At 69.1% G+C, this 13747-nt stretch carries 14 protein-coding genes; 10 read left to right on the forward strand and 4 right to left on the reverse strand.

The genetic code is table 11. The features are described from left to right. The 3 genes from ACNQQL_RS27605 to fghA form a co-directional block, all read left to right on the forward strand. The coding region (locus ACNQQL_RS27605) for an FGGY-family carbohydrate kinase (protein WP_347067114.1) at positions 1 to 775 on the forward strand (775 nt) is incomplete at its 5' end. A 242-nt stretch (positions 776 to 1017) separates the two neighbouring features. Further along, on the forward strand, positions 1018 to 2124 hold the full coding sequence (locus ACNQQL_RS27610; protein WP_034178897.1) for an S-(hydroxymethyl)glutathione dehydrogenase/class III alcohol dehydrogenase: 1107 nt from the start codon (positions 1018 to 1020) through the stop codon (positions 2122 to 2124). Positions 2125 to 2140: 16 nt separating this feature from the next. Beyond that, positions 2141 to 2989 carry an S-formylglutathione hydrolase gene (fghA, locus tag ACNQQL_RS27615; protein ID WP_347067117.1) on the forward strand — a complete coding sequence of 283 codons (849 nt, stop codon included), beginning with the start codon at positions 2141 to 2143 and terminating at the stop codon, positions 2987 to 2989. A gap of 127 nt (positions 2990 to 3116) precedes the next feature. On the opposite strand, the gene ACNQQL_RS27620 is transcribed toward fghA, so the two are convergent. The 4 genes from ACNQQL_RS27620 to ACNQQL_RS27635 are packed head-to-tail and all read right to left on the reverse strand — an operon-like array spanning position 3117 to position 6216. Next, positions 3117 to 3899, reverse strand: coding sequence for a metal ABC transporter permease (locus tag ACNQQL_RS27620; protein ID WP_174419802.1), 783 nt, complete (start codon positions 3897 to 3899; stop codon positions 3117 to 3119). Next, positions 3892 to 4779, reverse strand: coding sequence for an ABC transporter ATP-binding protein (locus ACNQQL_RS27625; protein ID WP_175961944.1), 888 nt, complete (start codon positions 4777 to 4779; stop codon positions 3892 to 3894). Before ACNQQL_RS27625 ends, ACNQQL_RS27620 begins: the two co-directional genes overlap by 8 nt. Before the next feature lie 14 nt (positions 4780 to 4793). Further along, a complete protein-coding gene (locus ACNQQL_RS27630) occupies positions 4794 to 5708 on the reverse strand; it encodes a metal ABC transporter solute-binding protein, Zn/Mn family (protein WP_347067120.1) in 915 nt (304 codons plus the stop codon). 46 nt (positions 5709 to 5754) lie between these two features. Continuing rightward, positions 5755 to 6216 carry a Fur family transcriptional regulator gene (locus tag ACNQQL_RS27635; protein WP_011546084.1) on the reverse strand — a complete coding sequence of 154 codons (462 nt, stop codon included), beginning with the start codon at positions 6214 to 6216 and terminating at the stop codon, positions 5755 to 5757. 328 nt (positions 6217 to 6544) lie between these two features. Here ACNQQL_RS27635 and ACNQQL_RS27640 point away from each other — a divergent pair, with 328 nt between their 5' ends. From ACNQQL_RS27640 to ACNQQL_RS27670, 7 genes are all read left to right on the forward strand, one after another. After that, on the forward strand, positions 6545 to 7321 hold the full coding sequence (locus ACNQQL_RS27640) for an L-iditol 2-dehydrogenase (RefSeq protein ID WP_347067122.1): 777 nt from the start codon (positions 6545 to 6547) through the stop codon (positions 7319 to 7321). A gap of 96 nt (positions 7322 to 7417) precedes the next feature. Continuing rightward, positions 7418 to 8374: a sugar kinase gene (locus ACNQQL_RS27645; protein WP_347067124.1), complete on the forward strand. Its 957-nt coding sequence runs from the start codon at positions 7418 to 7420 to the stop codon at positions 8372 to 8374. Continuing rightward, positions 8362 to 9723, forward strand: coding sequence for a D-tagatose-bisphosphate aldolase, class II, non-catalytic subunit (locus tag ACNQQL_RS27650; RefSeq protein WP_347067125.1), 1362 nt, complete (start codon positions 8362 to 8364; stop codon positions 9721 to 9723). Before ACNQQL_RS27645 ends, ACNQQL_RS27650 begins: the two co-directional genes overlap by 13 nt. A 58-nt stretch (positions 9724 to 9781) precedes the next feature. Beyond that, positions 9782 to 11107, forward strand: a complete 1326-nt coding sequence (locus ACNQQL_RS27655) for an ABC transporter substrate-binding protein (RefSeq protein ID WP_034178888.1) — start codon at positions 9782 to 9784, stop codon at positions 11105 to 11107. 113 nt (positions 11108 to 11220) lie between these two features. Next, positions 11221 to 12168, forward strand: a complete 948-nt coding sequence (locus ACNQQL_RS27660; protein WP_347067127.1) for a sugar ABC transporter permease — start codon at positions 11221 to 11223, stop codon at positions 12166 to 12168. Then, positions 12165 to 13016 (forward strand): carbohydrate ABC transporter permease, encoded by an 852-nt coding sequence (locus ACNQQL_RS27665; RefSeq protein WP_204424330.1) that lies wholly within the window; start codon positions 12165 to 12167, stop codon positions 13014 to 13016. The genes ACNQQL_RS27660 and ACNQQL_RS27665 overlap by 4 nt, the downstream gene beginning before the upstream one ends. Continuing rightward, positions 13013 to 13711, forward strand: a complete 699-nt coding sequence (locus ACNQQL_RS27670) for an HAD family phosphatase (protein WP_347067128.1) — start codon at positions 13013 to 13015, stop codon at positions 13709 to 13711. The genes ACNQQL_RS27665 and ACNQQL_RS27670 overlap by 4 nt, the downstream gene beginning before the upstream one ends. Positions 13712 to 13747: the final 36 nt, after the last annotated feature.

Consider the following 13747-nt stretch of genomic DNA (forward strand, 5'->3'; position numbering starts at 1 on the left):
GGCGACGGGCGCGGCCGACACCGCATGCGCGGCGCTCGGCAGCGGGCTCGCCGCGGCCGGCGACGCGCTGCTGACGACGGGCAGCGGCGGCCAGATCGTCGTGCTCGCGGATGCGCTGCCGCCCGCGCGGCGCGGGCTGCATCGCTATCGCGCGGCAGCCGGCGGCGGTTATTACACGATGGCCGCGATGCAGAACGTCGGGCTCGCGCTCGAAGCCGTGCGCGGCTGGCTCGGTTATTCGGGATGGGTGGACGCGTATGACGATGCGTTCGCGCAGCCGGCGTCGGAACGGCTGTGCTTCCTGCCCTACCTGACCGGCGAGCGTTCGCCGTGGATGAATCCCGATGCGCGCGGCGGCTGGCTCGGTCTCGGGCTCGGCGACACGCGCGGCGCGATGATGCGTGCCGCGTTCGAAGGCGTCGCGTTCGCGTTGCGCGCGGGGCTCGATGCGATCCGCGATGCCGATCGTCGCGACCCGGTGAAGACGCTGCGTCTCGCGGGCGGCGGCTCGGTCGATCCGCGCTGGCGCCAGTTGCTCGCCGACGCGCTCGGCGCGTCGCTGCACGCGATCGATTGCCCGAATGCCGCGACGCGCGGCGCCGCACTGCTCGCGGGCGTTGCGATCGGACACTGGCGCGAAGATGCGCTGCACACACTGGCGCCGGCCGCGTCGCCGGTCGCCGCGCCGCGCGACGACCGCCTGCTGGCCGCGCGCCACGCCCGCTTCGTCGATCTGTACGCGCGCACGGATGCATGGTTCACGACGGGCGTTTAAACTCGGACACTTGTTCTTTTGCGTCAGCGATGACGCATCGTGGCAAGCCGGCGACCGATTCCCGCTCGCGGTGCGCGGCGGGACCGGCCATCATGGCGAGCACGAGATGCTTTTTCCGTGTCGCGCGCGATGTCGCGCGGCATGGTTTCGACAGCTTTGAACGGGGCCCGGTGCGAATGGGACCTGCGTAAGCGCCGAAGCGCCGCCCCGGGGCAACCTAATTGACAGACAGGAGTGACACGATGAAAACGAAAGCCGCGATTGCATGGAAGGCGGGTGCGCCGCTGACGATCGAGGAAGTCGATCTCGAAGGGCCGCGCGCAGGTGAAGTGCTGATCGAAGTGAAGGCGACGGGCATCTGCCACACCGACTACTACACGCTGTCGGGTGCCGATCCGGAAGGGATCTTCCCGGCGATCCTCGGCCATGAAGGCGCGGGCGTGGTGGTCGACGTCGGCCCCGGCGTCGGCACCGTGCGCAAGGGCGACCACGTGATTCCGCTCTACACGCCGGAATGCCGCGAGTGCAAGTTCTGCCTGTCGCGCAAGACCAACCTGTGCCAGAAGATCCGCGCGACGCAGGGCAAGGGCCTGATGCCCGACGCGACGTCGCGTTTCTCGCTCGACGGCAAGCCGCTGTTCCACTACATGGGCACGTCGACGTTCTCGAACTACATCGTCGTGCCGGAGATCGCGGTCGCGAAGGTGCGCGAGGACGCGCCGTTCGACAAGATCTGCTACATCGGCTGCGGCGTGACGACCGGCGTCGGCGCGGTCGTCTACTCGGCGAAGGTCGAGGCGGGCGCGAACGTCGTCGTGTTCGGCCTCGGCGGGATTGGCCTGAACGTGATCCAGGGCGCGAAGATGGTCGGCGCGGACAAGATCATCGGCGTCGACATCAACCCGAAGCGCGTCGAGCTCGCGAAGAAGTTCGGGATGACGCACTTCATCAACCCGAACGAAGTCGAGAACGTCGTCGACCACATCGTGCAGCTGACCGACGGCGGCGCCGACTACTCGTTCGAATGCGTCGGCAACGTGAAGCTGATGCGCCAGGCGCTCGAGTGCACGCACAAGGGCTGGGGCCAGTCGTTCATCATCGGCGTGGCGGCGGCCGGCGAGGAAATCAGCACGCGTCCGTTCCAACTGGTGACGGGCCGCGAGTGGAAGGGCTCGGCGTTCGGCGGCGCGCGCGGCCGCACCGATGTGCCGAAGATCGTCGACTGGTACATGGAAGGCAAGATCAACATCGACGACCTGATCACGCACACGCTGCCGCTCGAGCGGATCAACGAAGGCTTCGACCTGATGAAGCAGGGCGAGTCGATCCGCTCGGTCGTGCTGTACTGACCGGGAGCGCACCGTCATGCTCGAACTCGTTTCCTCGCATGCGTGCCACGGCGGCGAGCAGCGCTTCTATCGCCACGATTCGACGGCGATCGGCCTGCCGATGAAGTTCTCGGTGTACCTGCCGCCGCAGGCCGCGCACGGCCGCGTGCCGGCGCTGTTCTACCTCGCGGGGCTGACCTGCACCGACGAGACGTTCGCGATCAAGGCCGGCGCGCAGCAATACGCGGCGCAGCACGGCGTCGCGCTCGTGATGCCCGACACGAGCCCGCGCGGCGCGGGCGTGCCGGGGGAGACCGATGCGTGGGACTTCGGCGTCGGCGCGGGTTTCTACGTCGATGCGACCGAAGCGACGTGGTCCACGCATTACCGGATGGAGTCGTACGTAACGGGCGAGCTGCGCGAGCTCGTCGCGGCCGAGCTGCCGATCGAAGGCGCGCGGCTCGGGATCTTCGGGCACTCGATGGGCGGGCACGGCGCGCTGACGCTCGCGCTGCGTCATCCCGGCCTCTACCGGTCGGTGTCGGCGTTCGCGCCGATCGCCGCGCCGACGCGCTGCCCGTGGGGCGAGAAGGCATTCTCGGGTTATCTCGGCGACGATCGCGACGCGTGGAAGGCACACGACGCGAGCGAACTCGTCGCGCGTGCGGATGCGCCGAAGTTCGCGGACGGCATCCTGGTCGACCAGGGCCTCGCCGATCAATTCCTCGCGAACCAGCTGAACCCCGACGTGTTCGAAGCCGCGTGCGCGAAGGCCGGCCAGCCGCTGACGCTGCGCCGCCATCCGGGATACGACCACGGGTACTACTTCATCTCGACGTTCATCGCCGACCACATCGCGCATCACGCGCGCGTGCTCGCACGATGAGCGGGAAGGGAAGCAGGTAACTCACACGGCGCTCCGCACGATCGCGGGTGCATGAAAAAACGCCGGCGCTGCCCTCGGGCACGCCGGCGTTTTGATTGGCATCGGGCGGCGATCCGTCGGGCGGCGATCAGTGGCGCCGCAACAGGCTCGCGCCGTACACGAGCGCCGACAGCGCGGTGATCCAGAAGCTCGTCGGCCAGTCGGTGTGATATGCGAGCGTGATGCCGGCCCACGCTTCGAACAGCGCGAACAGCGCGGCGAGCAGCACGCCCGTCGACAGCCGCGTCGACACGTTCTGCGCGGCCGCGGCCGGCCCGACCAGCAGCGTGAACACGAGCAGCACGCCGACGATCTGCGTCGCGGCGGCCACCGCGAGCGCGCACACCGCGAGGAACAGCATCGACACCGTGCGCAGCGACACGCCCTTGGCTTCGGCCAGTTCGGGCTGCAGCGACGCGAACAGCAGCGGCCGCGCGATCAGCGCGAGCGCGATCAGGCTCACCGCGCCGATGCCGGCCAGCACCGCGAGCGTGTCGTGGCTGACCGCGAGCACGTTGCCGAACAGCAGCGCAGTGACCTGCGTCGCGAACGACGTATAGAAATGCAGGAACAGCAGGCCGAAGCCGAGCGCGCCCGACAGGATCACGCCGATCGCGACGTCGCGGCCCGCGAGCCGTTCGCCGAGCGCGCCCATCCCGATCCCGGCCGCGAGCGTGAAGCCGACCATCCCCCAGATCGGCGAGATGCCGAGCAGCACCGCTCCCGTCGCGCCGGTGAAGCCGACGTGCGACAGCGCATGGCCGGCGAAGGTCTGCCCGCGCAGCACCAGGAAGTAGCCGACGATGCCCGCGAGCACCGCGACGATGCCCGACGCCGCGAAGGCGTTGATCATGAAGTCGTATTCAAACATCGTGCGAATGCCCGGGATGAGCGTGTCCGTGGTGGTGATGGCCGTGTCCGCCGCCGCCGTGCGAGTGGCCGTCGTCGTCCTCGTGTTCGTGGTCGTGCTTCTCGATCTCGACGTCGCCCGACATCACGAAGATCTTGCCGTTCACGCGCATCACGTCGATCGGCGATCCGTAGAGCCGCGACAGCACGGGCTTCGTGATCACCTCGTCGACGGTGCCGAGCGCCGCGACGCCGTTGCCGAGATACAGCACGCGGTCGAGCGCGTTCAGCAGCGGATTCAGTTCGTGCGCGGAGAACAGCACGGTGATGCCGAGCTCGCGCTGCACGTTGCGCACGAGCTCGACCACGCCGCGCTGGTGGTTCGGGTCGAGGCTGATCAGCGGCTCGTCGAGCAGCAGCAGCTTCGGGTTGCCGAGCAGGCACTGCGCGAGCAGCAGGCGCTGCCGCTCGCCGCCCGACAGCTCCGACAGCGGCCGGCGCGCGAGCGTCGGGCCGCCGACGAGGTCGAGCACGCGGTCGACCTCGCGGCGCGTCGCCGCGTTGGTGTGCGGCAGCCCCCAGCGGTGGCCGTCGGCGGCCATCGCGACGAAGTCGTAGCCGCGCATCCGGCGGTTCGCGAGGCCGCTCCTGATCTGCGGCATGTAGCCGATCGACGCGTTGCCGCGCACGACCGGCACGCCGCCGACGGACAGCGTGCCGGCCGAGACGGGCACGAGGCCGAGCACGGCGCGCATCAGCGTCGTCTTGCCCGCGCCGTTCGGCCCGAGCACGCCGACGAATTCGCCGGGTTCGATCGAGAAGCTGACGTCGCGCAGGATCGTGCGTCCGCCCAGTTCGAGCGTGACGCGATCGACTGCGAGTGCGTGGGGAGTGGCGGTCATGTCGTTGCAGTCGTTTATTTCTTGCCGGCCGAAAGCGCGCTGGAGAGCGCATCGAGCTGGCCGGCCATCCATTGCTGGAAGGTCTTGCCGGCCGGCTGCGTCTCGGTGACGCTGACGGCCGGCACGCCGCCGTCGCGCGCGATCTTCAGCATGCGCTTGGTCATCGGCGCTTCGGCCTGGCTGTTGTAGATCAGCACGCGCACCTGCTTCTTGCGCAGATCGTTCTCGAACGCGGCGACGTCCTGCGCGCTCGCCTCGGTGTCGTTCATCGTCGCGAGCTGGAAGCGCTGGTTGCGCATGTCGAGCCCGATCGCGTCGGACATGTAGCCGAATACGGGCTCGGTGGCCGTCACCGGCACGCCCTTGTACTGCGCGCGCAGCGCGGCGACCTTGTCGTCGACGGGCTTCAGCGACGCGACGAACTTCTGCAGGTTCGCGTCGTAGTCGGCCTTGTTCGCCGGGTCGGCGCGGCCGAGCTCGGCCGCGATCGCCCGCGCGGCGGCCGGCATCGTTGCCGGGTCGTACCACAGGTGCGGGTTGTCGCCGGCCTTCTTGCCGACGAGATCGGCGACGACGATCGTCGCGCGCTTCGCCTGCTTCGATGCGCCGAGCAGCTTGCCCATCCACGGATCGTAGTCGGCGCCGTTGTAGATCACGACCTGCGCGTGCTGGAGCGCGCGGGCGGTCTTCGGGCTCGCTTCGAACAGGTGCGGATCCTGGTCGGGATTGCTGAGGATGCTCGTGACGGCGACGTGGCGGCCGCCGATCTGCGCCGCGACATCGCCGTAGAAATTCTCGGCGGCAACGACGTTGACGGTCGCGGCCTGCGCGAACGCGGGCGTCGCGAGCGACAGCGCGGCGGCAGCGGCGGCAAGCCAGCGGACAGGCGACAGGGCGCGCCGCGGCGCGCGCTTCAAGGCAATGGACATGAAACTCCTCGTTGGAAAGGCGGCGCGTGCGCCGCGCGATGCGGCGTCAGCGTTGTGCGGGCTTGCGCTTGCAGTGCCCGCACAGGCCGCTCAGCTCGACGACCTGGTGGTGGACTTCGAAACCGTGCGCCGGCTCGCTCGCGGACAACTGCTTCGCGAGGTCGCCGCCGGGAATCTCGACGGTGTCGCCGCACGAATCGCAGATCAGGAACTGGCCTTCGTGCGGCACGCCGATCTCGCAGCACGCGAAGAACGCGTTCTTCGATTCGATCCGGTGGATGAAACCGTGCTCGACGAGGAAATCCAGCGCGCGATAGACGGTCGTGGGCGGCACGCGGCCGCGCTGCGGTTCGAGTTCGGCGAGCAGGTCGTACGCGCCGATCGGACGTTGCGCGGCCAGCACGCGTTCGTAGACCTGGCGGCGCAGCGGCGTCCACGCGAGCCCGTGCTCGGCGGCGAATGCGTCGGCCCGGGACAGCCGGGCGTCAATGGACGATGAGGTGGCCATGGCGTGAAGCAGGCAGTGAAACGGAGTACGGCGATGATATAACGTATCGCCGCGCCGTGCAGCGCGAATTCCCCATTCCGTCCACGCTCCGTCCCCTTCATTGCCGATCCGGCCGCACCGCACCGCGCGCTCCGCGCCTTGCCGGGCGTGCGCCACGGGCCGGCGCGATGCGCTGTCGTGCCGCAGCGCGTCATAGAAAGCCGTCACGTTGCCTTGACAGCGCGAATCGCGTATCCGATCATTCGATCAATAACAGAGCAATTGATCGGTCTGCGAGCGTTCGCTCACCTCGCGACCGTCGTACAGCAGAACGAACCGGAGACAGCCAGTGAGACTGGAAGACAAGGTCGCGATCCTGACGGGCGCCGCAAGCGGCATCGGCGAGGCGGTCGCGCAACGCTATCTGGACGAGGGCGCGCGTTGCGTGCTCGTCGACGTGAAGCCGGCAGGCGGCTCGCTTGCGCGGCTCATCGAAGCGAACCCCGGCCGCGCGGTGGCCGTCACCGCGGACGTCACGCGCCGCGACGATATCGAGCGGATCGTCGCCACCGCCGTCGAGCATTTCGGCGGCGTCGACATCCTGTTCAACAACGCGGCGCTGTTCGACATGCGCCCGATCCTCGACGAATCGTGGGACGTGTTCGACCGGCTGTTCGCGGTCAACGTGAAAGGGCTGTTCTTCCTGATGCAGGCCGTCGCGCAGCGGATGGTCGAGCAGGGGCGCGGCGGCAAGATCGTCAACATGTCGTCGCAGGCCGGCCGTCGTGGCGAGGCACTCGTTTCGCACTACTGCGCGACCAAGGCCGCGGTGATCAGCTATACGCAGTCGGCCGCGCTCGCGCTCGCGCCGCACCGGATCAACGTGAACGGGATCGCGCCGGGCGTCGTCGACACGCCGATGTGGGAGCAGGTCGACGCGCTGTTCGCGCGCTATGAGAACCGGCCGCTCGGCGAGAAGAAGCGGCTGGTCGGCGAAGCTGTGCCGCTCGGCCGCATGGGCGTGCCGGGCGACCTGACGGGCGCCGCGCTGTTCCTCGCGTCGGCCGACGCCGATTACATTACCGCCCAGACGCTGAACGTCGACGGCGGCAACTGGATGAGCTGACGTGGCGACGCTCGCACGCGCAACCTGCCTGCCGGCCTTCGACGACGCGGCAATGCCGCACGCCGCGGCCGCCTTCGGACGAGGAGGGCACGCCTGATGGCCGCGATCGTCGTCGCCGGCGAACTGCTCGCCGAATTCGTCGCCGCCGAGCGCGGCCAGGGTTTCGATACACCGGGCCTGTTCGCCGGACCGTTTCCGAGCGGCGCGCCCGCGATCTTTGCCGATCAGGCCGCACGGCTCGGCGCGCGCGTCGCGTATGCGGGCTGCGTCGGCCGCGACGCGTTCGGCGACGCGATCGTCGCGCGGCTCGAACGCGACGGTGTCGATGTCGCGCGCATCCGCCGCGTCGCGCGCCCGACCGGCACCGCGTTCGTCGCGTATCGCGACGACGGTTCGCGCAGCTTCGTCTTCAGTCTTTCCACCAGTGCGGCGGCGTGTGTCGATGCATCCGACGTCGATACGGCGATGTTCGACGGCTGTCGTTATTTCCACGTGATGGGCTCGTCGCTGACGAGCGAATCGGCGATCGCGGCAGTCCAGCGCGGCGTGATCGAGGCCGCGCGCGCCGGCGCGAAGGTATCGTTCGATCCGAACGTGCGCCCCGAGATGCTGAGCTTCCGCCCGATGCGCGCGGCGCTCGACGAGATGCTCGCCGCCTGCCACCTGTTCCTGCCGAGCGAAGCCGACCTGCCGTTCTTCTGCGGGCCGCAGCCGGCCGAGCGCGCGATCGCGGGCCTGCTCGCGACGCATCCGCTGCTCGAGCGCGTCGTGCTGAAGCGCGGCGCCGCGGGCAGCGTCGCGTTCGACCGCGCGAGCCGTGCCGAAGCGCCGGCGTTTCCGGTCGACGAAATCGACCCGACCGGCGCCGGCGACTGCTTCGGCGGCACGCTGGTCGCGAGCCTTGTCGCGGGCGTGCCGATCGAGGTCGCACTGCGCCGCGCGAACGCGGCAGGCGCGATCGCGGTCACGCGGCGCGGCCCGATGGAAGGCAACAGCAGCGCGGCCGAGATCGACCGCTTCCTGGCCGAACGAGGTGTGGCATGCCCGGCCTGACGACCGTCGCGGAACGCCCGCGCACCGCGCACGCGGACGCCGTGCTGCGGATGATCTTCGACGCGAACCGCGCGGACGCGCAGCGCGGCATCTATTCGATCTGCAGCGCGCACCGGCTGGTGCTGGAGGCCGCGTGCGAAGCCGCGCGCGCGGACGGCTCGCCGCTTTTGATCGAGGCGACCTGCAACCAGGTGAACCATCTCGGCGGCTATACGGGCATGACGCCCGCCGATTTCCGCCGCGACGTCGATGCGATCGCCGCGCGCTGCGGGCTCGCGCCGTCGGCGCTCGTGCTCGGCGGCGACCATCTCGGCCCGAACCCGTGGCGGCATCGCCGCGCGGCCGATGCGATGCGCGAGGCCGGCGCGATGGTCGTCGCGTATGTCGAAGCCGGTTTCGAAAAGATCCACCTCGATGCGAGCATGGCGTGCGCGGACGATCCGGCGCGGCTCGACGACCGCACGATCGCCGCGCGCGCGGCCGAGCTGTGCCGCGTGGCGGAAGACGCGGCGGCGCGCGCCGGTGTCGCGCCCGTCTACGTGATCGGCACCGAGGTGCCGACGCCGGGCGGCGAAGTCAGCGGCAATCCGGGCGATGCGAACGGCGCGGCGATCGCGCGGATCTCGGTCACGCGCAGCGACAGCATCGCGGCGACGCTCGACGCGCACCGCAGCGCATTCGCGGCGGCCGGGCTCGACGACGCGTGGACGCGCGTCGTCGCGATCGTCGCGCAGCCGGGTGTCGACTTCGACGATCGCCACGTGCTCGACTACGACAGTGCCAAGGCAGCGTCACTTGGCGCGAGTATCCTGCATACACCGCGCCTCGTGTTCGAGGCGCATTCGACCGATTACCAGACCGAGGGCGCGCTCGCCGCGCTCGTGCGCGACCACTTCGCGGTGCTGAAGGTCGGCCCCGCGCTGACGTTCGCGCTGCGCGAGGCGCTGTTCGCATTGACGTTCATCGAGGATGCGTTGATCGACGACGTCGCGCAGCGCTCGCGGTTGCGCGACGTGGTCGATGCCGCGATGCGCGCGCAGCCCGAGCACTGGGCGCCGTACTACCGCGGCGACGAAACCGAGCAGCGGCTCGCGCGCCAGTTCAGCTACAGCGACCGGATTCGCTACTACTGGCTGCAGCCGGCCGTCGCGGCCGCGGTCGAGCAGCTGTTCGGCAATCTCGCGCGGCAGCCGGTGCCCGAGACGCTCGTCGCGCAGTGGCTGCCGGATGTCTACGCGGCGTGCCGCGCGGGCGGGCTCGCGAAGGAGCCGCGCGCGTGGGTGCGCCACCGGATACGCGACGTGATCGCGCACTATGCGCGCGCGTGCGGAATGCAGCGGCCGGCGTGACGGGCCGCGAAGGAAACGCAAGACCGACGACACATCGAACAATCACAGGAGACATGCCATGCAACGAAAGATGCTCGACGCCGCCGCACGCTGCTTCGCCGGAGCCGCGCTCGCGACGGCCGCCTGCGCCGCGTCCGCCGGCACGCTGACGATCGCGACGCTGAACAACCCCGACATGATCGAGCTGAAGAAGCTGTCGCCGGCATTCGAGAAGGCGAACCCCGACATCAAGCTGAACTGGGTGATCCTCGAGGAAAACGTGCTGCGCCAGCGCGCGACGACCGACATCACGACCGGCAGCGGCCAGTTCGACGTGATGGCGATCGGCACCTACGAGACGCCGCAATGGGGCAAGCGCGGCTGGCTCGCGCCGATCACGGGCCTGCCCGCCGACTACGATCTGAACGACATCGTGAAGACCGCGCGCGACAGCCTGTCGTACAACGGCCAGCTCTATGCGCTGCCGTTCTACGTCGAAAGCTCGATGACGTTCTACCGCAAGGACCTGTTCGCGGCGAAGGGGCTGAAGATGCCCGACCAGCCGACCTACGACCAGATCGCCGAGTTCGCGGACAAGCTCACCGACAAGTCGAAGGGCACCTACGGGATCTGCCTGCGCGGCAAGGCGGGCTGGGGCGAGAACATGGCGTTCGTGTCGACGGTCGTGAACACGTTCGGCGGGCGCTGGTTCGACGAGAACTGGAACGCGCAGCTCACGTCGCCCGAATGGAAGAAGGCGATCACGTTCTACGTGAACCTGCTGAAGAAGGACGGCCCGCCGGGAGCGAGCTCGAACGGCTTCAACGAGAACCTGACGCTGACCGCGTCGGGCAAGTGCGCGATGTGGATCGACGCGACGGTCGCGGCCGGGATGCTCTACAACAAGCAGCAGTCGCAGGTGGCCGACAAGATCGGCTTCGCGGCCGCGCCGGTCGCTGCCACGCCGAAGGGCTCGCACTGGCTGTGGGCGTGGGCGCTGGCCGTGCCGAAGACGTCGAAGCAGCAGGACGCCGCGCGCAAGTTCATCGCGTGGGCGACGTCGAAGCAGTACATCGAGATGGTCGGCAAGGACGAGGGCTGGGCGTCGGTGCCGCCGGGCACGCGCGCGTCGACCTATCAGCGCCCCGAGTACAAGGCCGCCGCGCCGTTCTCGGACTTCGTGCTGAAGGCGATCGAGACGGCCGACCCGAACGATCCGTCGCTGAAGAAGGTGCCGTACACGGGCGTGCAGTACGTCGGGATTCCTGAATTCCAGTCGTTCGGCACGGTGGTCGGCCAATCGATCGCTGGCGCGGTTGCAGGGCAGATGACGGTCGACCAGGCGCTCGCCGCCGGGCAGGCCGCCGCCGACCGCGCGGTACGGCAGGCCGGCTACAAGAAGTAACGCGCAAGCAGTCGCGCGGCCCGCGCCGTGCGCCGTCGCGCGCGGTGCGGGCCGGCGAAGCCGAAGGCGGGCAGGCCGTTCGCGCCCGCGCATCAACCGGAGGGACTCCGATCATGCGTCACCTGCGTCTTCCCCTGAGCCACGCGCCGTCGGTCGGCGACGCGTCGTTGCCGCCAGGCGCGCCGCGCCGCGCGCGCGGCGGCGCGAGCTGGCTCGTCTCGCCGTCCGTCGCGGTGCTGCTGCTGTGGATGTCGATTCCGCTCGCGATGACGATCTGGTATTCGTTCTCGCGCTACAACCTGCTGAACCCGGACGTGAAGGGTTTCGCGGGGCTCGACAACTACCGCTTCCTCGCGACCGATCCGTCGTTCCTGCCGGCGATCTGGCACACGCTCGTGCTGATCGGCGCGGTGCTCGCGATCACGGTGGTCGGCGGCGTGCTGATGGCCGTGCTGTTCGACCGCAAGTTCTACGGGCAGGGCATCGCGCGGCTGCTCGCGATCGCGCCGTTCTTCGTGATGCCGACGGTATCCGCGCTGATCTGGAAGAACATGATCCTGCACCCGGTGTACGGGCTCGTCGCGAACGCGATGCGCGCGTTCGGGATGACGCCGGTCGACTGGTTCGCCGATTACCCGCTCACCGCCGTGATCATCATCGTCGCATGGCAATGGCTGCCGTTCGCGTTCCTGATCCTGTTCACCGCGATCCAGTCGCTCGACCAGGAACAGAAGGAAGCCGCGCGCATCGACGGCGCGGGCCCGATCGCGATGTTCTTCTACATCACGCTGCCGCACCTGAAGCGCGCGATCGCCGTGGTCGTGATGATGGAGACGATTTTCCTGCTGTCGATCTTCGCGGAGATCTACACGACGACCGGCGGCGGCCCCGGCGACGCGACCACCAACCTGTCTTACCTGATCTACGCGCTCGGCCTGCAGCAGTTCGACGTCGGCCTCGCGTCCGCGGGCGGCATCATCGCCGTCGTGGTCGCGAACGTCGTGTCGTTCTTCCTCGTGCGGATGCTCGCGCGCAACCTGAAGGGGGAGTACGAGAAATGAGCGACCTGACCTTCGAAGGCCGGCGCGCACCGGCCGTGTTCGACCTCGTGCGGCGCGCGCTGCCCGGCGCGCTCGCGTGGCTGATCGCGCTGCTGCTGTTCTTCCCGATCTTCTGGATGGCGATCACCGCGTTCAAGACCGAGCAGCAGGCATACGCATCGTCGCTGTTCTTCATGCCGACGCTCGACAGCTTCCGCGAGGTGTTCGCGCGCAGCAACTACTTCTCGTTCGCGTGGAATTCGGTGCTGATCTCGGCGGGCGTCACGGTGATCTCGCTGCTGTTCGCGGTGCCGGCCGCCTATGCGATGGCGTTCTTCCCGAACCGCCGCACGCAGAAGGTGCTGCTGTGGATGCTGTCGACGAAGATGATGCCGTCGGTCGGCGTGCTCGTGCCGATCTACCTGCTGTGGAAGAACGCGGGGCTGCTCGACACGGTGTCGGGCCTCGTGATCGTCTACACGCTGATCAACCTGCCGATCGCGGTGTGGATGACCTTCACGTACTTCAACGAGATCCCGAAGGACATCCTGGAGGCAGGCCGCATCGACGGCGCGTCGACGTGGCAGGAGATCGTCTACCTGCTGATGCCGATGGCGCTGCCGGGGCTTGCGTCGACCGCGCTGCTGCTCGTGATCCTGTCGTGGAACGAGGCGTTCTGGAGCATCAACCTGTCGAGCTCGAACGCGGCGCCGCTGACCGTGTTCATCGCGTCGTACTCGAGCCCCGAGGGGCTGTTCTGGGCGAAGCTGTCCGCGGCGTCGCTGCTCGCGGTCGCGCCGATCCTGATCGTCGGCTGGCTGTCGCAGAAGCAGCTCGTGCGCGGGCTCACGTTCGGAGCGGTCAAGTGAGCGCGGCCGGCGAACGTGCGAACGTGCTGATCTGCGATTGCGACGGCGTGCTGATCGACAGCGAGGCCGTCGCCGCCGACGTGATCGTGAGCGAACTCGACATGCGCTGGCCGGGCGTCGATGCGCGTCCGGCCGTGATGCCGCTGCTCGGGCTGCGCATCGAGCGCGTGCTGGCGGGTGCGGGCGACGCCGTCGGACGCACGCTGTCGGCCGACGACGTCGACGCGATCCGCCGCGCGGTCGAGGCGGCCGCCGTCAATGCGCCGATGGTCGACGGCATCGACGCGGCGCTCGGCGCGATTCAGTTGACGACGGCCTGCGCGAGCAACAGCTACCGCGCATACGTCGAGGCGGCGCTTGCGCGCACGGGCCTCGCGCGCTTCTTCGGCGAACGGCTGTTCTGCGCGGATTCGGTCGCGCGGCCGAAGCCGGCGCCGGACGTGTATCTCGCGGCCGCGCGCACGCTCGGCGTCGCGCCCGCGCAGTGCCTCGTCGTCGAGGACAGCGTGACCGGTATCACCGCGGCGGCCGCGGCCGGCATGACCGTGCTCGGCTTCGTCGGCGGCGGGCATGCGTCGGCCGCGCAGATCGACGCGCTGCGCGGCATCGGCGCGCGCCACGTATTCGACGACATGCACGAGCTGCCCGGCTACGTCGCGCGCTGGCAGGCGACGGGCGCGGTGCTGCCGAACTAGCAACGATTGCGCGCCGCGTACCACGCGGCGCATCAC

Source organism: Burkholderia sp. LFS061 (genome assembly GCF_047978125.1).
In the GTDB taxonomy this organism is placed as follows: domain Bacteria; phylum Pseudomonadota; class Gammaproteobacteria; order Burkholderiales; family Burkholderiaceae; genus Burkholderia; species Burkholderia pyrrocinia_C.